Source organism: Blautia sp. Sow4_E7 (assembly GCF_052116245.1).
Taxonomy (GTDB): Bacteria; Bacillota; Clostridia; order Lachnospirales; family Lachnospiraceae; genus Blautia_A.
The window spans coordinates 26,704-51,249 of the sequence record NZ_JBQKLL010000008.1 but is presented as its reverse complement, the minus strand read 5'-3'; the positions used below and the strand labels follow the sequence as shown (position 1 = coordinate 51,249).

The window sequence follows — 24,546 nt, the reverse complement described above, 5'->3', positions numbered from 1 at the left end:
AAAATCCGCAAAACCCCAGTCAGTGAAAAGAAGCACTGGCTCTGCTCAGAAAGGCGGATCTTTGTTTTATAAACTGAAGTCTGATTATTACGATTTCAATTTAATAGCGGTGATCATCCTCATTATGTGCTTTGGACTGATCATGCTTTATAGTACAAGCTCGTACATGGCACAGATCAAAGAAGGGGATGATATGTATTATTTCAAAAAACAGGCATTATACAGTATTGGCTGTCTGTTCCTGGCTATTGTAGTGTCCTATTTTGACTATCATATTCTGGCGAAGCTGGCGTTCCCGATTTATTTGGCTGCTATTGTTCTTATGGCAATGGTTAAGACACCTCTTGGTGTTTCTTCACATGGCGCAAGAAGATGGCTGAAGCTGGGCGTACAGTTCCAGCCCGCAGAGATCGCCAAGATCGCGGTGATCGTTACCCTGTCCTATATGATCGTCCATATGGGAAAAAAGGTGAAGACCTTAAAGGCAGCCATGACGCTTCTTGGCTTGGGTGGAATTCAGGCGTTGTGTGCGTATGTGCTTACAGAGAACCTTAGTACAGCCATTATTATTTTCGGCATTACAGTAGGGCTTGTGTTTATTGCACATCCAAGGACCAAACCCTTTGTGATCATGGGAATTGTGGTGGTTGTTCTGCTTGCAATTCTGGTTTACAGCCTTTCCCATATGGATAAGAGCACTAATTTCCGTCTACGCCGTATTCAGGTATGGCTTCATCCAGAGGACTATGCCGGCGATGATGGATATCAGACAGTACAGGCATTGTATGCCATTGGTTCCGGCGGATTTTTCGGCAGAGGTCTTGGAAACAGTATTCAGAAGCTGGGAAGCGTTCCTGAGGCGCAGAACGATATGATCTTTTCCATTATCTGTGAAGAGCTCGGGGTATTTGGCGCGATCATGGTATTGTCGCTGTTTGCCTATCTTTTATACAGACTGTTTTTTATTGCACAGAACGCGCCGGATATGTTTGGCTCTTTGCTGGTAAGCGGGGTATTTGTACATATTGCTTTGCAGGTTATTATGAATGTGGCAGTTGTGCTGAATCTTATGCCGAACACAGGTGTTACCTTACCGTTTATCAGTTATGGAGGTACATCTATTTTGTTCCTGATGTCCGAGATGGGACTGGCGCTTAGCGTGGCCAGACAGATTAAATTTAAAGAGCCAGAGTTTATTTTATAATCCTCTTGACAAATGAGTCAGCAGATTATATACTTTCCGCAGTATATGACATACGGCTGTTTGTAAGCCGGTTTTCGAGATATTTATTAAAGGAGAATGAGCAATGTTAGAAAAGATGAGTGAAATGATCGCAGAGCAGCTTAACTGCGACGCAGAGACAATTACAGCAGACACTTCCTTCAAGGATGACCTGGGAGCAGATTCCCTTGACCTCTTCGAGCTGGTTATGGCTCTGGAAGATGAGTACAACATCGAGATTCCGGCAGAGGAGCTTACCGAGCTGAACACAGTTGGTGACGTGATCGACTATCTGAGAGATAAAGGAATCGACGCTTAATTATTTTTGCAGATGATGATCTCCCTGAGGCTGGGCTTCGGGGAGACTTTTTTATCTGTTCATATCCATAAAGGGCAGCTTTTTCCCTATGGACATTTTGAATGGATTAGGTATATAATGTGAAAAGACAGTTGTCATTCGGATCTGGTGGGTGAGTCCTGCCGCACATACGCGAATGACAGCAGAAGATAAGAAAGAATAAACAGGGAGAATAGAGAAGACATGACTAAGATCAGAACCAGATTTGCACCAAGCCCTACAGGCAAAATGCATGTTGGAAATTTACGTACAGCGTTATACGCATATCTTATTACCAAGCACGAAGGCGGAGATTTCATTCTCCGTATTGAGGATACAGACCAGGAGCGTTATGTAGAAGGCGCTGTTGATATTATTTACCGTACCATGGAGAAGACTGGCCTTCTTCACGACGAAGGTCCGGACAAGGACGGCGGATATGGCCCATACGTACAGAGCGAGCGCCAGGCCCAGGGAATTTACCTGAAATATGCCAAGCAGCTGGTAGAGCAGGGTGACGCCTACTATTGCTTCTGCCAGAAGGAAGAGTTAGAGAGCATGAAGCGTGTTGTTGCAGGCAAGGAGATCTCCATCTATGACAAACGCTGTCTGAAGCTTTCAAAGGAAGAGGTTCAGCGCCGTCTGGATGCTGGGGATCCGCATGTAATCCGTTTTAACATGCCGACAGAGGGAACGACTACCTTCCATGATGTTATTTACGGAGACATTACAGTAAACAACGAAGAGCTTGAGGATCTGATCCTGATCAAATCCGACGGATACCCAACCTATAACTTTGCCAACGTTGTAGATGACCACCTTATGGGAATCACACACGTAGTAAGAGGTAACGAGTATCTTTCCTCTTCTCCGAAATATAACCGCATTTACGAGGCTTTTGGCTGGGATATCCCGGTTTACGTACATTGCCCGCTGATCACAGATGAGACACATGCCAAGCTGTCCAAGCGTTCCGGACATTCCTCTTATGAGGATCTTCTGGATCAGGGATTTGTTTCCGAGGCAATTGTAAACTACGTTGCACTTCTTGGATGGAGCCCGGCAGATAATAACGAGATCTTCAGCCTTCAGGAGCTGGTTGAGAAATTTGATTATCACCACATTAACAAATCTCCGGCTGTATTTGATATCAACAAGCTTCGCTGGATGAACGGCGAGTACATTAAGAAAATGGATCCGGAAGTATTCTATGAGAGAGCACTTCCATATATGAAAGAGGTTCTGAAAGGCGACTTTAACTTCAAGAAGATCGCAGGAATGGTACAGACCAGAATCGAGACATTCCCGGACATCCCGGCACTGATCGATTTCTTCCAGGAGGTTCCGGAGTACGACGCAGCGATGTACTGCCACAAGAAAATGAAAACAAACCAGGAGACTTCCCTGGCTGTCCTGAAGGAAGTTCTTCCGCTTCTGGAAGCACAGGAGGATTACACCAACGATCCGCTGTTTGCTTCTTTAAGTGAATTTGTGAAGGAGAAAGGTTACAAGAACGGCTATGTAATGTGGCCTCTTCGTACAGCTGTTTCCGGTAAGCAGATGACACCGGCAGGTGCTACCGAGATCATGGAGATCATCGGCAAGGATGAGACCATCCGCCGTGTGAAAGCTGCCATCCAGAAGCTTGAAAACCTGTAAAGAGAAACCGTTTCCATTATGAAGAAAAATCCATCTCAATTAAGGGCAATCGCCCACCTGTCAGGACCGATGATGGTTCTGGCAGGCCCCGGTTCGGGGAAAACCTCAGTAATCGTTGAACGAACTGCATATATGACCGGTGAGGGGAAAATACCTGCTTCCTCTGTTCTTGTAGTGACTTTTTCACGGGCTGCTGCAAAAGAAATGAAGGAGCGGTTCCTGAAATTCACAGGACAGACTTCCACGGCTGTTACCTTTGGAACCTTTCACGGTGTATTTTATGGGATCCTGAAACAGGCCTATGGTCTGGGGGCTGGCAATATTCTGTCAGAAGAAGAGAAATATGCCATTTTGAAAGAAATGACACTGGAATTTGGCCAGGAGCTGGCCCAGGAAGGGGATTTCCAGGAAGATGTTGCCAAGGAGATCAGTGTGGTAAAAGGAAACCGTATTTCCCTGGATCACTATTATTCCTCCTGCTGCCCGGACGAGGTGTTCCGCCAGATTTACAACGGTTACCAGAAAACTCTGCGCCAGAGACGGAAGCTGGATTTCGACGATATGCTTCTTTGCTGCTATGAACTTTTTGACCAGCGAAAAGACATTCTGGCGGCATGGCAGAATAAATTTCAGTATATTATGGTGGATGAGTTTCAGGACATCAACCATCTCCAGTACGACATTGTGCGGATGCTGGCAAAGCCCAGGGATAACCTGTTCATAGTGGGGGATGACGATCAGTCTATCTACCATTTCCGTGGGGCGAAGCCCGAGATCATGCTGAACTTTACAAAAGACTATCCAAAGGCGGAAACAGTTCTTCTGAACATCAATTACCGCTGCACCAAAAATGTACTTCAGGCAGCCATGAATGTGGTAGACTGCAACCAGAAGCGCTTTAAGAAGCAGCTGTCCACTCCAAATGAACAGGGAAAACCTGTGAAAGTGATGGAATTTGACAATCCAAGAGAAGAATATGTGAAGGTGGCAGCCTTCCTGAAAAAACAGCTGGATGCAGGTGAAAAACTGGAAGATACGGCGGTCCTTTTTCGCACCAACCAGGAGGCGGAGGGCCTTGTGGGAGCTTTGATGGAATACCAGATCCCTTTTACCATGAAAGAACAGCTGCCCAATTTGTTCCGTCACTGGATCAGCCGGAATCTGATGGCTTATCTGAAAATGGCAACAGGAGACCGGACAAGAAAGACTTTCCTGGAGATCATGAACCGTCCGAACCGCTATATTGCAAGGGATGCGCTGACGCAGACGACTGTGGATTTCGCAGCTCTCCGGGAATTTTACAAGGACAAGGACTGGATGTGTGACCGGATCACCACACTGGAGACACACCTGCGCATTCTTTCCACGCTGGCACCTTATGCAGCGGTGAATTTTATCCAAAAAGGAATGGGCTATGAGCAGTATCTCATAGAGTATGCCCAGTACCGCAAGATCCGTCCAGAAGAGCTTCTGGAGGTTCTTGACCGTATCAAGGAAAGTGCAAAAGGGATGAAAACTCTGGAAGAGTGGGAAAATTACATTGAGGATTACACGAAGAAACTGGCGGAACAGGCGAAAAAGCAGGAAACCAAACGGGAAGGCGTTGTGATCTCAACCCTTCATGCGGTGAAAGGACTGGAATATGACAAGGTTTATATCATGAATGTAAACGAAGGCAGTATCCCTTATAAAAAAGCGGTCCTGGCGGAGTCCCTGGAAGAGGAACGCCGGCTTTTCTATGTGGGCATGACACGGGCTAAGAAAGAGCTGATGCTGTGTTATGTAAGACGTCAGTATGACAAAGAACGGGATCCGTCCAGATTCTTAGAAGAAACAGGGTTGTAAACATTAACAATATAAAGTATAATAATGTCTGTTGTGCAAAAACAGTAATTCAAATTGCGGAAGCAGTGCAAATAAATGACAAGAAAGATGAAATGGAGAAACCGCATTTTCTGGCTCAGGATCCTGGTTATGATTCTGGTCATTGCGGGATCTTATCTGGCGTATGCCTTTATATACAGAGGAAGAAATGAGCCGCCAACCAAGCGCAAAACCACCAATCAGGAAGCGGCCTATTACACCCTTCGGGGACAGATCCAGATGCTCTCCCAGAAAGAAGAGCTGATGGCATTTGCCTTTGAAGACCGGAAAAAAGAGCGGGAATACGGAACCTATATTATTCCCGGACTGAAAGCAACACGGACCCTCCTTACCAGCGAGGGTGATATGCCGGCCATGTGCACCACTATGACGCCACAGGGACTGGCTGTAACAGAGGATTATGTTTTTGTAAGTGCCTATTGCCATGCGAAAAAGCATAACTCTGTAATTTATATGATCAACAAAGAATCACATCGTTTTATAAAAGAAATTGTTTTGCCCGGTCAGCCCCATGTAGGCGGCCTGGCCTATGACAGTGAACATCAGATTCTGTGGTATTCCTCCAATACACAGGAGCTTGCCCAGGCGGTAAGCCTGACCATGGAATCCATCAAAAATTACGACTATGATGAGAGCCAGCGTCCCATAAGCACCAATCAGGTAGCCAGCCTTTACGGAATCGTCCGTGATTCCTTTATGACCTTTTACGAAGGCTGCCTGTACGTTGGCTGTTTTACAAAATATACAGACAGCGCCATCGCAAGATATGCAGTAGATGAGCAGGGAAACCTGGTAAATACCATGGACGAGGGACTGGGAATGAACTTTGAGATGGCAGTGCCCCTTGATTATTCCACTATTTCCGAGCAGGCCCAGGGAATGACTTTTTATAATGACAAGCTTTTGCTGTCCCATTCCTTTGGAATTTTGCCCTCCCGTGTGGTATTTTATGAAAAATCCGATAAACGTCTTTATGTAGATGAAAATTCTGCCATCAGTTACCGTTTCCCGGAGCGGATCGAGCAGATCTTTGTGGACGGGGATGACTTGTATGTGCTGTTTGAATCCGCTGCCTATGCATATAGTTCAGCGTCCGTAAATATTGTGGACAGGGTTCTGAAATTAAGCCTGCCGAGAATGGAAGAGTATCAGCAGAGTACACAGAATCAGTACTAAAGAATTTTTACAAACTCCAGACGAAAACCAGAGAGAAATCCAGTGTGTTTCTAAGAATGAATCCGGGATTGTCCACATATATTAAAATTGAGAGGTGATACAACATAGAAGCAGAGCAGATTCAGAACCTGTTTGCAGGCAATATCCGCAGACTGTTGATGAATGCAAACCTTGATTACGATAAAATATACGAGATACGCCTGAGGGTGGGACGGCCATTGTTCTACACCTATGACGGCGGTGAGGGGTTCCTTACGGATCACGACGGCAAATATGTGGTGACCAGGGAGGATCTGAAAGAAACCATGGAATATGTAAGCGGCTATTCCCTTTATTCTTATGAAGATGAAATGCGTCAGGGGTTTCTCACTGTTCAGGGAGGACACCGGGTGGGGGTTACCGGGAAGGTGATCTTAGATGGCAATGAGATCCGGGGAATGAAATACATTTCCTGTATCAATGTGCGGCTGGCTCATGAGGTGGTAGGCTGTGCAGATCCGGTAATGCCTTATATCCGCAAAAAGAACTGGGTAGCCCATACCTTGATCGTTTCCCCGCCAAGAGGAGGGAAGACCACCCTGCTTCGGGATATCATCCGCCAGCTGAGCAACGGGGAAGATAAGAAAAAGCTTCCAGGGATGACAGTAGGAGTTGTGGACGAGCGAAGCGAGCTTGCCGGTTCCTACCAGGGGGTGCCCCAGAATGACCTTGGCATGCGTACCGATGTGCTGGATGGCTGTCCGAAGGCAGAGGGAATGGAGATGCTGATCCGTTCCATGTCCCCGGCTGTTGTGGCTGTGGATGAGCTGGGACGAAAAGAAGATTTCAAAGCGGTGGAGTCTGTGATCCACAGTGGCTGCAAGGTGATCGCAACTGCCCATGGAAATTCCATCGAAGATGTGATCCACCAGCCCTATTTTGAAAAGCTGGTGAGAAGAAGAGTGTTTGAGCGTTACATTTTCCTTGACAAAGGAGATCATGCTGGAACCATAATGGGAATTTATGACAGAAACGGGAGGCCTTGTTGAAAACAGCAGGAATCATTCTGATCCTTTTTTCCGGAACGGGTCTTGGGCTTTGCAAAAGCATGGAACTTGGCACCAGACTGAAAATCCTGGAAACACTGATTCAGCTTCTTCTGTTACTGAAAGGAGAAATCCGCTGTACCGGGGCGGCATTGGAAGATGCATTCTTTGATGTGGCGGTAAAAATGCCAGGAGAGTACAGGCTGTTTATGGAAGAAACAGCTAAGCGGCTGCAGGAACGTCCTGGAATTACCTTTGGCAGTATTTTCCGGGAATGTGCCTTAAGGAATCTTCCGCTGCAGAAGATTTCCGCGGAAGAGAGGGAATGTTTTCTTTCCCTGGGAGAAAAACTGGGATATCTGGACCGGGAAATGCAGGTGGCACAGCTGACGCTTCTGGAGGAAGAACTGAGCCACCGTATAAAGACTCTGAAAAACGCTCTGCCAAAGCAGCAGAAAACCTATCAGAGCATGGGAGTCCTGGGTGGAATGCTGCTGGCGATCCTGTTATGGTAGGAGAAAGGAGGCCCCCTTGGAAGTCAGTATTATTTTCAAAATTGCGGCTGTAGGGATTCTGGTCTCCGTACTTTCCCAGGTGCTGAAGCACAGCGGCCGGGAGGAACAGGCATTTCTGGTCAGCCTGGCAGGGCTGCTGGTGGTGCTTTTCTGGATCGTGCCATATATTTATGAGTTATTTGACAGTATTAAGAAGTTATTTGAATTGTGATCCAGAGCGTGTCACAAAAATCATTTCTCCAACTTGCACGCTCTTATTCACCCACATTTTGAAAAGGCAGCAAAAAATCACGTATTTGTGTGCAGCGGGAGGCTGCCAGCCGCCAATTTTTATGGAGGTGGAAAATGGATATTATAAAGATTTCGTTACTAGGCGTATGCGGTGTTATGCTTGGATTCCTTATGAAAGGAACCAAACCGGAATACGCCTGTTTTATTACAGTAGGGATCGGTCTTGTGATCATGGGACTTGCTGTTGGGAAAATCCGTTATCTCTTTGAATCCCTGGGGAAAATCCAGGAAACACTTCCAGTAGATACAGAATACATTTCCACTTTGGTAAAAATGATCGGGATCACCTACATCGGACAGTTTGCCTCCGGAATCTGTAAGGATGCAGGCTACAGCACCACAGCAGCTCAGATCGAGCTGTTCTGCAAGCTGTCTGTGATGGTGCTGAGCATGCCGGTGCTGATGGCACTTCTGAAAACCATTCAGGAGTTTATGGTATGAGCGTTGGCGGAAGAAAACGAAAATTCTGGGTGAGTGCCATGCTGCTCATATTTCTGACTGGATTTTTGATGGAAAATCAGAAAATAGATGTTAAGGCGCAAAGAATTGTATCCAGTGAAATATCTGTAGGGACAGAAGAGAAAAATGAGGCAGAGTTTGTGAAATCTGATGTGGATGGAGCCGGATTGACAACTTCTGCAGGCATCACTGACCAGCTGGTCTCTGACATGTCCTTCCAGCAGGTCCAGACTCTGATGGATGAAATGCTTGGGGAAGACAGCTTCTCTATAGGAACAGCGTTAAAAAACATGATAAACGGCAAAACAGTATTTTCAAAAGAGGCGGTGCAGCAGTTTCTGCGCAGCCTCTTTTTTGACCGGCTGGAAAAAGAGCGGATCAATTTTTTCAGGATTCTTCTGCTGGTACTGGCGGCAGCAGTGTTCTCTAATTTTGCAGCAGTCTTTGAAAATGATCAGATTGGGGACGTCAGCTTTTATATGGTATATCTGCTACTGTTTACCATTTTTATGAACAGCTACCAGCAGCTGGGAGTTTCCCTTGGAAAACAGCTGGAATGGATGACACAGTTTATGAAAGGACTGGCACCAGCCTATTTTGTGGCAGTTTCCGCAGCTTCCGGGGCAGTTACGGCTTCCGTATTTTACCAGGGAGTTCTTCTTCTGGTATGGCTGGTGGAATGGATCCTTCTTACCCTGATCCTGCCGGGAGCAAATCTGTACGTCCTGCTTTGTCTGGTAAACCACCTTTCCAAAGAGGATATGCTAAGTAAGATGGCAGAGCTTCTGGAAACCTTGATCAGCTGGAGCCTGAAAACCATGCTGGGGGCGGTTCTGGGGCTTCAGGCAGTACGTGGTCTGGTGGCACCTGCAATGGATTCCATCAAGCGGACAGCCATAGGCAGAACAGCCGGGGCAATCCCAGCAGTGGGAAATGCTGTAAATGCAGTAACAGAGCTGATCCTGGCAGGTGCGATGCTGGTGAAAAACTGCCTTGGAGCTGTGGCTGTGATCGTGCTGTTTCTTGTGGGAGCCGGACCCGTGATCCACTACGGGCTCCTTTCTTTAAGCTACCGTTTCTTAAGTGCGGCTGCCCAGCCGGTATCAGATAAAAGAATCGTGGGATGCCTCAGCACAATGGGAGAAGGCTGTGCCATGCTCCTTCGGATCATGCTGACTGCGGAAATTCTGTGTGTGCTTACCTTCGTGGTACTTATGGCGTCGGTGGGAGGTTAGAGTGTGCAAAATATATGGAGAAGTGAAAGGGATTATATCACAAAGGTATGGGGCAAAAAGGGGACATGGGATGTGATAGAATATGAAAGAAGCTATTTATAGCTGGGTCAAATGTCTTGCTATATTTTACATTTTACTTACCATGATCATGCATCTGGTTCCAACGGAAAAATATCAGCGCTATGTGCGTTTTTTTATGGGCCTGGTGCTGATTGTTATGCTGATCACTCCGGTGCTCTCCATTCTGGAGAAAGCAAAGGCATTGCCGGAAAGCTTTTCCAGCCTTTATCAGCAGGAAGAAAAACAGCGCCTTACTTTGGATATGGAAAATCTCCAGAAAAGCCTTCTGGAAAAAGGAGTAGAAGAGCAGCTGGCCGGAAATATTCTGGAAACTTTGCAAAAGAAAGGAATAGAAGTGATGGTGTGTGAAGTACATATAGAAGGGGAGCTGTTAAAGGCCACTCTATGGACAAAGGAGGTGCCGGATACAAAGACAGAAAGGGGAATCAAGGATGAACTTGCAGCAAACTGGGGAATCCGGGAAGAAAACTGTGAAGTCCTTACTTGGGAAAATGGGCAGCAGGCAGTGGGTGATCCTTCTCCTTCTGGGATTGCTACTCACGGTGATCGCACTTCCAGCATCCAATAAAACGGACAGTTCTTCTACGGAAGGAAAAAACAGCCCGCTTTTCACAGATACTTCCTATGAAGAGCAGACTGCACAGCGCTCCCTGTTGGAAGAAAAACTAGAGGATCTTTTGTCCCAGGTAGAAGGCGTGGGAAAGGTCCGGGTGGTCCTTATGACCGGGGAACAAAAAGACAGCAGCAGCTTCTACAGTTCTGGAAACCAGGCAGTTACCGGAGTGCTGATCGCAGCAGAAGGAGCAGATAATTCTGTGGTTTCCAGGAATATTGTAGAGGCAGTTATGGCATTATTTCAGGTAGAAGCCCATAAAATTAAGGTAATGAAAATGAAATGAGGAGAGGTAAAGTGAAAAAAATTCTGAAAAAGAACCAGGTAATCATTACTTCACTGGCGGTTTTGATCGCAGTTGCAGGATACCTGAATTTCGCAGATGTAGATCTGGGGCTGAAGAATCAGGAGGCCAGCGCGGACAGCAGCAGTATCCTGGAGGATGTGAATTACGATCTTACCGATGAAACAGCCCTTCTGGATGAGAACGGGGCAGATAGCAGCCTTACAGATGTGCAGAACCAGACCACCAGCACACCGGGGGAAGCTGTACTTACTGCGGCCTCTGATTTTGCGGCCCAGGCCAAACTTTCCAGGGAGCAGATCCGTTCCCAGAATAAAGCAGACCTTCAGGCAATCATCAACAACCAGGATTTGGGGGATGACCAGAAGCAGGAGGCTGTGAGCACCATGGTTTCCATGGCAGACCTGACGGAAAAAGAGTCTGCGGCAGAGCTTCTTCTGGAGGCAAAAGGCTTTACAAATGTGATCGTAAACCTTACCGGTGAGACTGCAGATGTGGTAGTCCCGGAAGCGGATCTGACCGATGCGAAGAGGGCCCAGATTGAAGATATTGTGAAAAGGAAAACTGGAATTGCGCCAGAAAATATTGTGATCACTCCTTTAAATGAGAGTGAAGAAGAGTTAGTAAACAAAGATGAATCTCTGGAGACTTCTGTGGATATTGATGATGATACTACTGCGAATCCGTGAGAATACCCCTTGACAGTGCAGCAGTCCTTATACTAGAATAGGAATGCTGCAAAAATATAAGAATACAGGCGGATTTTTTCAGAAGCATTGTCTGGTGAGTGTTATGGCAATGTGAATTGGAGGTCTGTCAGTTTAGGAATATAGAATTCAAATAGGAGGCTAAACGTGTCGAAGTATACGAAAGAAATAGAAAAAAGAAGAACTTTTGCCATTATTTCCCACCCGGATGCAGGTAAGACCACTCTGACTGAGAAATTCCTGCTGTATGGCGGAGCCATTAATCTGGCCGGTAGCGTAAAAGGAAAGGCAACGGCCCGCCATGCAGTATCAGACTGGATGGAAATTGAGAAGGAGAGAGGTATTTCCGTTACTTCTTCCGTATTACAGTTCCATTATGATGGATATTGCATCAACATTCTGGATACTCCTGGACATCAGGACTTCTCTGAGGACACCTACCGTACCCTGATGGCAGCAGACTCTGCGGTCATGGTAATTGACGGTTCCAAGGGTGTTGAGGCACAGACCAGAAAGCTGTTTAAGGTCTGCGTAATGAGACACATTCCTATTTTTACCTTTATCAATAAAATGGACCGTGATGCCAACGATACCTTTGATCTTCTTGACGAGATCGAGAAAGAGCTTGGAATCGCAACCTGCCCCATCAACTGGCCAATCGGTTCCGGTAAAAAATTCCGCGGTGTTTACGACCGCAACACAAATAAAATCCTTACCTTCACAGATACCCAGAAGGGTACCAAGGAGGGAAATTTCGAGGAGATCGATCTGGACGATCCTCACGCACTTGAGGTTATGGATCCGGAGCAGAAGGAGCAGCTTCTGGAAGAAATCGAGCTTCTGGACGGTGCAAGCGCAGAGTTTGACCAGGAACTGGTAAGCAAGGGAGAACTGACTCCTGTATTTTTCGGATCTGCCCTTACCAACTTTGGCGTGGAGACATTCCTGGAGCATTTCCTGAAAATGACCACATCACCGCTTCCAAGAATGGCAGATACAGGTCTTGTAGATCCAATGAGCGACGATTTCTCAGCTTTTGTCTTCAAGATCCAGGCAAATATGAACAAGGCCCACCGTGACAGAATCGCATTTATGCGTATCTGCTCCGGCAAATTCGACGCTTCCCAGGAGGTTTACCATGTGCAGGGGGACAAGAAGATGAGACTTCTTCAGCCGCAGCAGATGATGGCAGAATCCCGTCACGTTGTAGACGAGGCTTATGCAGGGGATATTATCGGTGTCTTTGACCCGGGTATTTTCTCCATTGGAGATACCATCTGTACACCTGGAAACAAATTTGCATTTGAAGGAATCCCCACATTCGCACCGGAGCATTTTGCAAGGGTAAGACTTCTGGATACCATGAAGAGAAAGCAGTTCGTAAAGGGAATCAACCAGATCGCACAGGAAGGTGCTATCCAGATTTTCCAGGAGCTTTATGGAAATATGGAAGAGATCATCGTGGGCGTTGTTGGTGTGCTTCAGTTTGACGTTCTGAAATATCGTCTGGAAAACGAGTACAATGTAGAAATTCGTCTGGAAAATCTGCCTTACGAGCATATCAGATGGATCGCCAATAAGGATGAGATTGCTGTGGACAAGATCGTCGGAACCTCTGACATGAAGAAGGTTACAGACCTGAAAGGCAATCCGTTGCTTCTGTTTGTCAATGCATGGAGTGTTGGTATGACCGAAGACAGAAACCCGGATTTAATATTAACAGAATTCAGTAAATAACTCTTTTCATTTTTGACGCATTTTGCTATAATAGTAATACTTAGTGAAAGTATACCGCGGAGGCGGAAATGGATACCGGGGATGGGAAAGGGCAGAACTTTTTCCATATCTGGCAGATTAAACCTAGGAGGTTTGTAAGCATGGCAGAGAAGAGAACAACATATAAAATACAGGATATCGAAGGAATCGGAGAGGTTCAGATCGCAGACGAGGTGGTCACCATTATTGCCGGACTTGCTGCTACAGAGGTAGACGGTGTTGCATCCATGGCTGGTAATATTACCAACGAACTGGTAAGCAAGCTTGGAATGAAGAATCTTTCCAAGGGCGTTAAGGTCGAGATCGTAGACGGTGCTGTGAGCGTAGATCTTACCCTGAATATTGAGTATGGCATGAACATCCTTGAGACCAGCAAGAAGGTCCAGGAGAAAGTAAAGGCAGCCATTGAGAACATGACGGGACTTGAGGTTGCAGATGTCAATATTCATATTGCAAGCGTAGATATGGAGAACGAAAAAGGAAAGTAAACCTTTCCTTTTTTTTCTATGAAAGTCCACAGGACAGCTGGCTTTCATGACCGTTAAGAGGGAGTTATAGATAGTAGGAGGAAACATGAGAAGAAGGGAACAGAGAGAACACATTTTTAAGCTGCTTTTTATCAGCGAGTTTAATACACAGAAAGAAATGGAAGAGCAGCTTGCTTTATATTTATCTGATATTGAGAATCTGGAAGAGAGCGACAGAGACTATATCAGCCGCAAATATATGAACATTATGAAACACACAGCAGAGCTTGATGAGAAGCTGAACAGCATCAGTATGGGATGGAAGACCAGCCGTATGAACCGTGTTGACCTGACCGTACTCCGCCTGGCTGTGTACGAGCTTGAATATGAGAAAGAAGAAGTGCCGGTAGGAGTTGCCATCAACGAGGCCGTAGAGCTGGCGAAATGCTTCGGCTCCGAAGAGTCCGGCGCATTCGTAAACGGAATCCTTGGCAAGATCGCAAATCCGGATAAGAAGGTTGCTGCAAGAAAGGCTCCAGCCAAGAAAGAAGAGCAGGCTGCTGCAAGACCGAAGTCTGGCTTTAAGGTAAAAGATCCTTCCAAGAAGGTTGTTGTTGTCAACCGTAATGTAAGCTCCAAGGCACCGGAAAATAAGAATGAATAATGTTTATTCTGTTGGTCAGGTAAACCGCTATGTGAAGAACATGTTTACCCAGGACTATTTTTTACAGAATATTTATGTAAAAGGAGAGGTATCCAACTGCAAGTACCACTCCACAGGACACATTTATTTTACCCTGAAGGATGAAGGCGGCACACTGAAATGTGTGATGTTTGCCGGATCCAGGCGGGGACTGGCTTTCCGTATGAAGGACGGGGACAAGGTTGTAGCCGGGGGCAGAGTCGATGTTTATGAAAGAGACGGCGTCTATCAGTTCTATGCGAAGGAAATCACCTTAGAAGGCGCTGGTGCGCTTTACGAAAGATATCTGGCACTGAAGCAGGAACTGGAAGATATGGGAATGTTTGCACAGGAGTACAAGCAGCCCATTCCGGAATTTGCCCACAGGGTAGGTATTGTAACCTCTCCTACAGGAGCTGCCATCAAGGATATTATCAATGTTTCCAGCAGAAGAAATCCTTTTATCCAGAGTATTCTTTATCCTGCTCTTGTGCAGGGAGAGGAAGCTGCAGACAGCATTGTACGCGGAATCCGTATGCTGGATGAAGCTGGTGTGGATGTTATCATTGTAGGAAGGGGCGGCGGCTCCATTGAGGAATTGTGGGCCTTCAATGAGGAGAAGGTTGCCAGGGCGATCTTTGAGTGCCGCACACCTGTGATCTCAGCAGTAGGACATGAGACGGATTTTACCATTGCGGATTTCGTGGCAGATCTTCGTGCGCCAACCCCGTCGGCTGCGGCAGAGCTGGCTTATTTCGACTGCCGGAGCATTCTGAATTCCATGCAGGGATATCAGGAACGAATGGAGCGTGCGGTCTGGAATAAAATTGATGTGAACCGGGCAAGGCTGGAACGATACCGGACGAAGCTTTCCTATCTGAATCCGGAGAGCCGTCTGCGTGACCGTCAGCAATATGTGGCAGATATGCAGGACCGCATTCAGTCTGCCATGGAACAAAAGATAAAAGACAAAAGACACAGGCTGTCCCTCTATCTGGAGCGTTTTCATGGCCTTTCCCCACTTCGGAAGCTGAATCAGGGCTATTCCTATGTTTCAGATGGGGAAGGGAAGACTTTGACAAGCGTTTCACAGGTAAAACAAGGGGATAGTCTGCTGGTTTATGTGACAGATGGCACCATAGAGGCATCTGTAAAGAATACAAAGAAGGAGGTGCGGGACGATGGCTGATGAGAAAAAAGAAGAGAAAACTCTGGAGGAGGCTTTTTCAGAGCTGGATGTTCTGGCTGGCAGGTTAGAAGACCGTGAGACCTCCCTGGAGGATTCCTTCCGTCTGTATAAGCAGGGAATGGAGCTTCTGAAATTTTGCAACGAGAAACTGGATACTGTAGAGAAGAAAATGCTGCAGATGAATGAGGATGGTAGCCTTGGTGAATTTTCAAGATGAATTAAAGAAAAGAACAGATGAAATCGAGAGCGTGATCGCGTCTTATCTTCCGGCAGAGGAAGGCTTTGCAAAGACTATGGAAGAGGCTATGAATTACAGCGTTCTGGCCGGAGGCAAGCGTCTGCGCCCCATGCTGATCCTGGAGACCTTGCGGATGTTCGGCGGTGACGAGACCATTGCCTATCCGTTTATGGCGGCGATGGAGATGATCCATACCCATTCACTGGTTCATGATGACCTTCCGGCACTTGATAACGACGATTACCGGAGAGGCCGCCTTACCACTCACAAGGTTTATGGAGAGGCTATGGGCGTGCTTAGCGGTGTGGCACTTCTGAATTATGCCTATGAGGTGATGCTTACAGCTTTTGACAAGGCAGATACACAGGAGAGCCAGGCACATGTGATCCAGGCTTTAAAGGTGATGTCCCATAAGACAGGGCTTTACGGAATGCTTGGGGGACAGAGTGTGGACGTGGAAAATGACGGCAAGCCTATGAGCCGTGAGATGATCGATTATATTTATGAGAATAAGACTTCTGCACTGATCGAAGCTTCCATGATGACAGGAGCCATCCTTGGAGGCTCTGCTGCAGAAGAGACTGCTACAGTAGAAAAGGCAGCGAAAAATATTGGTCTTGCTTTCCAGATCCAGGACGACATTCTGGATGTGACAAGCACTGCGGAAGAGCTTGGAAAGCCCATCCACAGTGATGAGAAGAACCATAAGACCACTTATGTGACTCTTATGGGAATCGAGGCGGCATCACAGCAGGTGAAAGCACTGTCCGATGAGGCAGTTTCCCTGCTGGAAGGACTGAATAAGAAAAACGAATTCCTGTTTACCCTGGTGAAAGAACTGGTGGGACGCAGGAAGTGAAAGAAGGATACAAATGATTCTGGATAAAATAAAAAAGCCCAACGATATTCACAAAATTCCTCTGGCTGAATTTCCCCAGCTGGCTGATGAAATACGAAGCTTTTTGATTGAATCCGTCAGCAGGACAGGAGGACATCTGGCATCCAATCTCGGAGTGGTGGAGCTTACACTGGCACTGCATAATGTACTGGATTTTCCAGATGACAGGCTGATCTGGGATGTAGGCCACCAGGCTTACACTCACAAGATCCTCACCGGACGGAAGGGAGAATTTGAAACCCTGCGTAAAGAAGGCGGACTTAGCGGTTTTCCAAAAAGAGGAGAGAGCAATTGTGACTCTTTTGATGCGGGACACAGCTCAGATTCTATTTCCGCAGGCCTTGGCTATGTGCGGGCAAGAGACCTTCTTGGTGAAAAATATCACGTAGTTTCCGTGATCGGAGATGGTGCGCTTACAGGCGGTATGGCATATGAGGCGCTGAACAATGCGGCTGATCTGGAGACAAACTTTATCATTATCTTAAATGATAATAATATGTCTATTTCTCCCAATGTAGGAGGAATGTCAAATTATCTCAGTGCCATTCGTACCGCGGAAGCATACACCGGAATGAAGATGAGCCTGAATAAAGCAGTGAAGAAGATCCCCCGTGTGGGAACTGCCATGGTAGATGCCATGCGAAGGACAAAAAGCAGCATTAAGCAGCTTTTTATCCCGGGAATGCTCTTTGAAAATATGGGACTGACTTACCTTGGCCCTGTAGATGGCCATAACATGCGCCAGATGATGAGGCTTTTTAACGAGGCCAAGCGTGTGAAGGGACCTGTTGTGGTCCATGTACTCACAGAAAAGGGCCGTGGCTATGAGCCTGCCAGACAGAATCCGGATATGTTCCACGGAATCGGACCATTTGATATAAAGACTGGAAGACCAGTTCAGAAGAAGGTCTGTCCAGGCTATACGGATGTTTTTGCAGATGCTTTGTGTGAAGCGGCAGCAGAGGAAGAGAAGCTGGTGGCGATTACGGCGGCTATGCCGGACGGTACCGGACTTAAGAAATTTTCCCAGAGATTTCCAGACCGTTTCTTTGATGTGGGGATCGCAGAGGAACATGCGGTTTCCTTTGCGGCAGGACTAGCCCTTGGTGGCGTGATCCCGGTGGTTGCCATCTATTCCTCCTTTTTGCAAAGAACGGTGGATCAGATGCTTCATGATGTTTGTATGCAGAAGCTTCATGTGATCTTTGCTGTGGACAGAGCTGGTCTTGTGGGCGCAGACGGGGAGACACATCAGGGAAATTTTGACATTTCCTATCTGAGCATGATGCCAGGAATGACGGTGATGGCGCCAAAGAATGACTGGGAGTTAAAAGAAATGCTCCGCTTTGCAGTGAAAGCGGACGGTCCTGTGGCAATCCGTTATCCGAGAGGAGATGCTTATCAGGGCTTGCAGGAGTACCAGATCCCTGTGGAGCTTGGAAAAAGCGAAGTCCTTCACAGAGGAAGCCAGGTAGCAGTTCTGGCCCTTGGCAGTATGGTGGAGATCTGCCAGGATGTTGCCAAAGAATTAGAAAATGCCGGATTTGATCCAACTTTTGTAAATGTCCGCTTTGTAAAGCCAATGGATACAGCTTTGCTGGACCAGCTGGCAAAAGATCACAGTCTGGTAGTAACAGTGGAAGAAAATGTGCAAAATGGTGGTTTTGGACAGCATGTGTGCGGTTATATGGAGGAATACCATCCTGACATCCAGGTGCTGCCAGTGGCAATCCCAGACCGTTTTGTGCCCCATGGAGGCGTGGACAGCCTTCGGGCACAGCTGGGCCTTAGTGCCCCTGCTATTGCAGATCAGATAAAGAAATTTTCGGAAGGAATAAGAGAATGAAGAAACGATTGGATATGATGCTGGTGGAGCGCGCTCTTGCACCTTCCAGAGAAAAAGCAAAAGCATATATCATGGCCGGACAGGTTTATGTAGACGGCCAGAAAGAAGATAAAGCAGGCTCCATGTTTGCAGAGACAGTGAAGGTGGAAGTAAGAGGAAACACTCTTCCCTATGTAAGCCGCGGCGGACTGAAGCTTGAGAAGGCAATGAATGAATTTGACGTGACCCTTGAGGGCAAGGTATGCATGGATGTGGGAGCTTCCACTGGAGGATTTACAGACTGTATGCTCCAGAACGGCGGAGTGAAGGTGTATTCCATTGATGTGGGATATGGCCAGCTGGACTGGAAGCTTCGCAATGATCCAAGGGTTGTCTGCATGGAGAAGACCAACATCCGTTATGTGGTGCCGGAGAACATTCAGGAGAAGCCTGCATTTTCCTCAATCGACGTTTCCTTTATTTCCCTGACAAAGGTACTGGGACCTGTGAGAAATCTTCTTACAGAGGACGGCGAGATCGTCTGCCTGATCAAGCCCCAGTTTGAAGCTGGCAGGGAGAAGGTTGGAAAAAAAGGGGTTGTCCGCGATCCGGCAGTCCATCAGGAAGTGATCGAGAAGGTAAGGGACTTTGCCATGAGCATTGCCCTTGAGCCCTGTCACCTTTCTTTTTCCCCGATCAAGGGACCGGAGGGGAATATTGAATACCTGCTGCATCTGAAGAAAAGACCGGAAGGAACGGAAGTTCCGGACAGCCTTACTGTGAAAGTGGAGGATGTGGTGGCCCAGGCTCATGGGGCGCTGGATAAACCGGCAGCGAACTGACAGGTGCTTTGTCAGTAATAGAATAAGACGGAAAGTCATCTGATATCAGGGAGTTTTCCAGTAAACGGACACAGGAACTTAAGTTATGAATAATTTTTATATTATAACGAACAGTGAAAAAGATAAAAATCTGGAATTTACAGACCGGGTAGTGGATTACCTTGGAAAAAGAGGCGGACATTGTGAGGTCCAGCTGGCAGGAAGACAGCCTGCGGGACCGTTCCATTATACGGATCCAAGAAAAATTCCGGAAGAAACACAGTGCATTATCGTACTTGGCGGTGATGGAACCCTTCTGCAGGCTGCAAGGGATATTCAGGCGGCTCATGATGAGAAGCGCAGCCAGATCCCTCTTCTTGGTGTGAACCTGGGCAATCTGGGGTTCCTTGCAGAAGTGGACAGGCAGTCTGTTTATCAGGCTCTTGATAAGCTGACTGCAGATGTTTACGAGGTGGAAGAGCGGATGATGCTCTCCGGTACGGTTTACCGTGGGGATCAGGTTATTGGCGAAGACATTGCCCTGAATGATATTGTAATTGCAAGGGAAGGCCCTCTTCGTGTGGTAAGATTTAAGAATTTTGTCAACGACGAGTATCTGAACTCTTATAATGCGGATGGAATCATTATTTCCACCCCCACAGGTTCTACTGGATACAGTCTTTCCGTAGGCGGTCCCATTGTTTCCCCAAGCGGTGAAATGACCATTATGACACCGATCGCACCTCATACACTGAACAGCCGAAGCATTGTGTTCCCGGCTGAGGATGTGATCACAGTGGAAATGGGAGAGGGACGTCACCAGGATTGTGAAAAAGGCCTGGCTTCTTTTGATGGGGATTCTGAGATCCCAATGATCACCGGGGACAGGATCGTAATCCGTAAGGCAGAAGTGAAGACCAGGATCTTAAAGCTGAATCATTTAAGCTTTGTTGAAGTATTAAGGCAGAAAATGAGGGATAGCTGAGAACGCCAGTCTGTTATCAGAAAAGTAATGATAATAGAGTTTCTGGTATTTGGTGAAAGGATATCATTGGAAACAATTGCAGATAATCCGGCAATCCGAGGATTTTTGCAGGGAGGTTAAAACGTGAAATTAGCAAGACATGAGAAGATCATCGAACTGATAAAAGAATATGACATAGATACACAGGAAGAGCTTGCGGCCAGATTAAATGAAGCCGGTTTTAAGGTGACACAGGCTACGGTTTCACGAGATATCCGTGCACTGAAAATGACCAAGGTTGCAGGAAAAGACGGGAAATCCCGTTACGCCATCCTGCAGGATACCCAGCCGGGGCTGGGGGATCAGTATACAAGGGTGTTAAATGATGCAGTAGTGTCCATTGATGTGGGACAGAACCTGGTGGTGATCAAGACCGTTCCAGGTATGGCCATGGGAGTTGCCACTGCTTTAGATGCCTTGAAATGGCCGGAAATCCTGGGCTGTATTGCAGGAGATGACACCATCATGTGCGCCTGCAAGAGCTCTGAACTGGCAGAAGGCGTGATGGACAAGCTGGGCAGCATTTTGAACAGAAGATAAGAATGGAAACAGTCTGTGCGGATAAGTTTTTTAACATGCTTTTGGACAGACTGAGAACATAAAGTGGGTCGGGCAGGGATTTCCTGCTCGATTGTTGTTATCTGAAGGGCATGTGCTGTTCTTGCGGCACAATATTGCCTGACAGTACATAGGGACCAGCTGGTCCTGTTTTTGTTACTGTTCACTGGTAACGTTCCGCGAGGTGCTTTTTGTGAACATAGTTCACAGAAAACCCGAGAATTGCGGCGCGAAATCATGCGAATGCATGATTTCTGTGCATCGCGAAGCGGCTACTGGTCACGGAGTGAACAGTAACCTGTTTTTAGAAGTATGAGCGAACAGTAAGGAGGTCAACTTTGTTAGTACATTTACACGTAAAAAACCTTGCACTCATAGATGAAATCGAAGTGGAATTCGGACCTGGGCTTAATATCCTCACTGGTGAGACTGGTGCGGGTAAGTCTATTCTTCTTGGTTCCATGCAGCTGATCCTGGGAGGGAAGACATCCAGAAGCATGATCCGGGAAAATGCCCCTTATGCACTGGTAGAACTTTTATTCCAGGTAGAAAATACAAAGGCAAAAGAGGCACTTGCCGCACTTGACATTTACCCGGAGGACGGACAGGTCCTCATGTCAAGAAAGATCATGGACGGCAGGAGCATTAACAAAATAAATGGGGAGACAAGCACTGTGGGTCAGATGAAAGCTGCAGCAGCCTGCCTTCTTGATATCCACGGACAGCACGAGCACCAGTCCCTTCTCTACGAGGAGAAGCAGCTGGAAATCCTGGATGCCTATGGACGTGAGAAAATCCTTCCAGAAAAAGAAAAGGTGAAAGCAGCCTATCAGGAATATAAGAAATGTCAGGCGGAGCTGAAATCCCTTGATATGGACGAAGAGCAGAAAAACCGGGAAATGGCGTTTCTGGAATTTGAGATCAATGAGATCGAGAAGGCAGCCCTGGTTCCTGGAGAGGACGAGGAACTGGAAAAGCAGTACCGGAAGCTGTCAAATGGGCGCAGAATTATTGATTCCCTGCAAAGCGCCCATGCCCTTACCGGATATGACGGACAGGGGGCTGGTGAAGCTGTGGGAGAAGCACTTCGGGAGCTTTCCAGAGTGACAGAATATGATGAACAGCTGGAATCCCTTTCCCAGACCCTAAGTGAGGTTGACGGGCTTCTCAATGATTTTAACAGGGAACTGTCCTCCTATATGGATGATATGACTTTTGACGAATCTGTATTTTATGAGACGGAACGCCGCCTGGATCTGATCAATGGTTTGAAAGCAAAATATGGACAGCGGATCGAAGAAATTCAGGAGTACCAGAAGAAACAGCAGGAGAAGCTGAATAAACTCCAGAAGTATGAAGAAATTTTCGAAGCTGCCAAAGAAGAATTGAAAAAGGCAGAAAAAAAACTGGAAGCGGCCTGCAGCCGTCTGTCAGAGGTTCGCAAAGAATACAGCCGTCAGTTAGAGGAAAAGGTGATCCAGGGATTGAAAGACTTAAATTTCCTGGATGTACAGTTTGCCATCACATTTGCCAGAAGAAGCAGCTTTACAGACAATGGCTTTGATGAGATCCAGTACGAGATTTCCACAAACCCGGGAGAGAGCCTGAAACCTCTTGGCAAGATCGTATCCGGCGGTGAGCTCTCCCGAATTATGCTTGCCCTGAAGGCAATCCTGGCAGACCGGGACCAGATCGAGACTTTGATTTTTGATGAAATTGACACCGGAATCAGCGGCCGTACCGCCCAGAAGGTTTCCGAGAAAATGGCAGTGATCGGTCACCATCATCAGGTACTTTGCATTACCCACCTGCCTCAGATCGCAGCTATGGCAGATTCCCATTTCGAGATCGAAAAGCAGGTAGAAGGCACCAAGACCACCACCCAGATCCACACACTCGACGAAGAAGCCTCCATCCGCGAGCTTGCCCGTCTCCTTGGCGGCGCCCAGATCACAGGCGCTGTGCTGGAAAATGCAAGGGAGATGAAGAAGCTTGCCGGGGAGTGCAAGGCTGGATTGTAGCATATTAACAAAATGGGAAAGATGTCCATATTCTAAATCTTTCCCATTTTTCTATAGGGAGAAAAAATTCGTAGAGTGTATTTTATCTCATCTCTTAGTTCTCTAGCATATTCTCGATAAAGATCCCATACCCACTTGCTGCGTCCTGGACGAAGACATGGGTAACCGCGCCGATCACTTTTCCATTTTGAAGAATGGGGCTTCCGGACATGCCCTGGACGATGCCGCCGGTGGTGTTAAGAAGCTCCTGGTCAGTAATGCGGATCACGAAGCTTTTGTTGGTGTCCTCGTGGTTCATGTCGATTTTGGTAATTTCTGCGTCGTATTTTTTTACCCCGTTGCCTACGTCACATAGAACGGAGGCAGGTCCGGTCTGTACTTCCTGCTTGTAGCCGATCTTCATCTGGCGCAGGGAAATCTGCTGATCGGAATCAGTGGAGAAGTCATCTGCGAAATCCAAAATAAAATTACGATTCTGTTCAGTGTCAGAAACATTTCCAGTAGAGTCAACGGTATAATTTTCTGTAAGTTTATCCATAATATTTCCATAAATCCCATTTACTGTGTTCGCGCTGATCTGCCCGATCACATTGTCATTTCTGTAACGGATCAGCCCGGAAAGCTCTCCGGGGCTTCCTTTTTCCCCCTTTTGCACCCCAAGGATCTGGGCGCAGTAAAGCTTTCCTCCTTTTATAGACAAAAGATTCCCAGTGTCGATATCGCTGATCCCATGTCCAAGAGCACCGAAATCTCCATCCTTTGTCACATAGGTAAGGGTGCCGATTCCCTGGGTATCATCCCTCACCCAGATCCCAAGCTTGTATTTGCCTGAAGAATCCTGCACAGGAGTAAGAGAAACAGGGATGGTATTGTTATCCCGCCGTACATTTACGGTAACCGGATTCCCGTCAATCTTTTCCAGATCCTGGATCAGATCCTGCTTACAGGATATTTTCTGCTGATTGAAACCAATAATATAGTCACCAGGCTTTAATCTGCTTTTGGCAGGATCCTGTAACTGCCCGTCTTCAGAAAGAATTTCCCCGGTGTCGATCACCAGAACCCCGGCTGTTTCCATGTAAATTCCCACAGTGCTTCCGCTGACCAGAATGCTGTCGGCTTCTGTTGGTGTCACTTTGATATCCTTAAAAGGGATTTTTCCAAAAAGCGTACATGACAGCTGGTAACTGCCTTCCCCGGAAGCAGTGATGGAATCTCCAAAAGAGACAAATGGGGGATTGGAGAGCTGGGACAGGTCCAGTCCTGAATTTCTGTCAATGTGTACTTCATCCGGAATTTTCCGGTCCAGATAACGATACCCCAGAAATACCATTGCCAGAAGGTCAAGAATGAGACAGAGCAGGATAAAAGCTTTATATTTTCGTTTCTGGTACATGTTTTCACATCCTTTTCTTTTGTTTTTTTGCAAAAAATCTTTTGCAGATTTCACTTTTTAGTATGGAGCAAATTACAGATTTCAATCTTGTATTTTTATGAATGGATTCCATTTCCTGCAATTCAAAACTCGAAAAAAAGAAA

Annotated in this window: 25 protein-coding genes; 24 read left to right on the top strand and 1 reads right to left on the bottom strand. The window is 46.9% G+C overall.

All coding sequences use genetic code 11. The annotated features are described in order from the left end of the window. The first annotated feature begins 22 nt into the window (after positions 1-22). From ACTQ50_RS06960 to recN, 24 genes are all read left to right on the top strand, one after another. Entirely contained in the window at positions 23-1,204 is a 1,182-nt protein-coding gene (locus ACTQ50_RS06960) for an FtsW/RodA/SpoVE family cell cycle protein (protein WP_441483639.1), read from the top strand. Between the two features lie 103 nt (positions 1,205-1,307). Further along, positions 1,308-1,541, top strand: a complete 234-nt coding sequence (acpP, locus tag ACTQ50_RS06955; protein ID WP_021924300.1) for an acyl carrier protein — start codon at positions 1,308-1,310, stop codon at positions 1,539-1,541. A 222-nt stretch (positions 1,542-1,763) separates the two neighbouring features. Continuing rightward, the gene (gltX, locus tag ACTQ50_RS06950; RefSeq protein WP_441483576.1) at positions 1,764-3,218 is read left to right on the top strand and encodes a glutamate--tRNA ligase; all 1,455 of its coding nucleotides are present in this window, start codon (positions 1,764-1,766) and stop codon (positions 3,216-3,218) included. A gap of 18 nt (positions 3,219-3,236) precedes the next feature. Next, entirely contained in the window at positions 3,237-5,063 is a 1,827-nt protein-coding gene (locus ACTQ50_RS06945; protein WP_441483575.1) for an ATP-dependent helicase, read from the top strand. Positions 5,064-5,138: 75 nt separating this feature from the next. After that, a complete protein-coding gene (locus tag ACTQ50_RS06940) occupies positions 5,139-6,278 on the top strand; it encodes a hypothetical protein (protein WP_441483574.1) in 1,140 nt (379 codons plus the stop codon). Positions 6,279-6,382: 104 nt separating this feature from the next. Continuing rightward, complete coding sequence (gene spoIIIAA / locus ACTQ50_RS06935; RefSeq protein ID WP_441483638.1) at positions 6,383-7,306, top strand: stage III sporulation protein AA; 924 nt, start codon at positions 6,383-6,385, stop codon at positions 7,304-7,306. After that, on the top strand, positions 7,303-7,818 hold the full coding sequence (locus ACTQ50_RS06930) for a stage III sporulation protein AB (RefSeq protein ID WP_441483573.1): 516 nt from the start codon (positions 7,303-7,305) through the stop codon (positions 7,816-7,818). Before spoIIIAA ends, ACTQ50_RS06930 begins: the two co-directional genes overlap by 4 nt. A 16-nt stretch (positions 7,819-7,834) precedes the next feature. Next, positions 7,835-8,029 carry a stage III sporulation protein AC gene (gene spoIIIAC, locus ACTQ50_RS06925; protein WP_021924294.1) on the top strand — a complete coding sequence of 65 codons (195 nt, stop codon included), beginning with the start codon at positions 7,835-7,837 and terminating at the stop codon, positions 8,027-8,029. Between the two features lie 134 nt (positions 8,030-8,163). Further along, complete coding sequence (locus ACTQ50_RS06920) at positions 8,164-8,550, top strand: SpoIIIAC/SpoIIIAD family protein (protein WP_295305335.1); 387 nt, start codon at positions 8,164-8,166, stop codon at positions 8,548-8,550. Then, positions 8,547-9,803 (top strand): stage III sporulation protein AE, encoded by a 1,257-nt coding sequence (locus ACTQ50_RS06915; protein ID WP_441483572.1) that lies wholly within the window; start codon positions 8,547-8,549, stop codon positions 9,801-9,803. Before ACTQ50_RS06920 ends, ACTQ50_RS06915 begins: the two co-directional genes overlap by 4 nt. An 82-nt stretch (positions 9,804-9,885) precedes the next feature. Next, entirely contained in the window at positions 9,886-10,452 is a 567-nt protein-coding gene (locus tag ACTQ50_RS06910) for a stage III sporulation protein AF (RefSeq protein WP_441483571.1), read from the top strand. Continuing rightward, positions 10,427-10,783: a hypothetical protein gene (locus tag ACTQ50_RS06905; RefSeq protein ID WP_441483570.1), complete on the top strand. Its 357-nt coding sequence runs from the start codon at positions 10,427-10,429 to the stop codon at positions 10,781-10,783. The genes ACTQ50_RS06910 and ACTQ50_RS06905 overlap by 26 nt, the downstream gene beginning before the upstream one ends. A gap of 11 nt (positions 10,784-10,794) precedes the next feature. Beyond that, entirely contained in the window at positions 10,795-11,490 is a 696-nt protein-coding gene (locus ACTQ50_RS06900; protein ID WP_441483569.1) for a SpoIIIAH-like family protein, read from the top strand. 165 nt (positions 11,491-11,655) lie between these two features. Then, the gene (locus tag ACTQ50_RS06895) at positions 11,656-13,245 is read left to right on the top strand and encodes a peptide chain release factor 3 (protein WP_441483568.1); all 1,590 of its coding nucleotides are present in this window, start codon (positions 11,656-11,658) and stop codon (positions 13,243-13,245) included. Between the two features lie 140 nt (positions 13,246-13,385). Further along, positions 13,386-13,772: an Asp23/Gls24 family envelope stress response protein gene (locus ACTQ50_RS06890; protein ID WP_441483567.1), complete on the top strand. Its 387-nt coding sequence runs from the start codon at positions 13,386-13,388 to the stop codon at positions 13,770-13,772. 85 nt (positions 13,773-13,857) lie between these two features. Further along, positions 13,858-14,415, top strand: coding sequence for a transcription antitermination factor NusB (nusB, locus tag ACTQ50_RS06885; RefSeq protein WP_441483566.1), 558 nt, complete (start codon positions 13,858-13,860; stop codon positions 14,413-14,415). Continuing rightward, on the top strand, positions 14,408-15,622 hold the full coding sequence (xseA, locus tag ACTQ50_RS06880) for an exodeoxyribonuclease VII large subunit (RefSeq protein WP_441483565.1): 1,215 nt from the start codon (positions 14,408-14,410) through the stop codon (positions 15,620-15,622). The genes nusB and xseA overlap by 8 nt, the downstream gene beginning before the upstream one ends. Beyond that, a complete protein-coding gene (gene xseB, locus ACTQ50_RS06875) occupies positions 15,615-15,839 on the top strand; it encodes an exodeoxyribonuclease VII small subunit (RefSeq protein WP_295310199.1) in 225 nt (74 codons plus the stop codon). The genes xseA and xseB overlap by 8 nt, the downstream gene beginning before the upstream one ends. Beyond that, positions 15,823-16,719 (top strand): polyprenyl synthetase family protein, encoded by an 897-nt coding sequence (locus ACTQ50_RS06870; protein ID WP_441483637.1) that lies wholly within the window; start codon positions 15,823-15,825, stop codon positions 16,717-16,719. Before xseB ends, ACTQ50_RS06870 begins: the two co-directional genes overlap by 17 nt. Before the next feature lie 13 nt (positions 16,720-16,732). Continuing rightward, positions 16,733-18,604 carry a 1-deoxy-D-xylulose-5-phosphate synthase gene (dxs, locus tag ACTQ50_RS06865; RefSeq protein ID WP_441483564.1) on the top strand — a complete coding sequence of 624 codons (1,872 nt, stop codon included), beginning with the start codon at positions 16,733-16,735 and terminating at the stop codon, positions 18,602-18,604. Continuing rightward, complete coding sequence (locus ACTQ50_RS06860) at positions 18,601-19,425, top strand: TlyA family RNA methyltransferase (protein ID WP_441483563.1); 825 nt, start codon at positions 18,601-18,603, stop codon at positions 19,423-19,425. The genes dxs and ACTQ50_RS06860 overlap by 4 nt, the downstream gene beginning before the upstream one ends. Positions 19,426-19,510: 85 nt before the next feature. Further along, positions 19,511-20,389 (top strand): NAD(+)/NADH kinase, encoded by an 879-nt coding sequence (locus ACTQ50_RS06855; protein WP_441483562.1) that lies wholly within the window; start codon positions 19,511-19,513, stop codon positions 20,387-20,389. Positions 20,390-20,512: 123 nt separating this feature from the next. Continuing rightward, positions 20,513-20,968 carry an arginine repressor gene (gene argR / locus ACTQ50_RS06850; protein ID WP_441483561.1) on the top strand — a complete coding sequence of 152 codons (456 nt, stop codon included), beginning with the start codon at positions 20,513-20,515 and terminating at the stop codon, positions 20,966-20,968. A 356-nt stretch (positions 20,969-21,324) separates the two neighbouring features. Further along, positions 21,325-23,007, top strand: a complete 1,683-nt coding sequence (gene recN, locus ACTQ50_RS06845) for a DNA repair protein RecN (RefSeq protein WP_441483560.1) — start codon at positions 21,325-21,327, stop codon at positions 23,005-23,007. A 94-nt stretch (positions 23,008-23,101) separates the two neighbouring features. Here the strand turns inward: recN and ACTQ50_RS06840 are convergent, their stop codons facing one another. Further along, entirely contained in the window at positions 23,102-24,403 is a 1,302-nt protein-coding gene (locus tag ACTQ50_RS06840; protein WP_441483559.1) for a SpoIVB peptidase S55 domain-containing protein, read from the bottom strand. Positions 24,404-24,546: the final 143 nt, after the last annotated feature.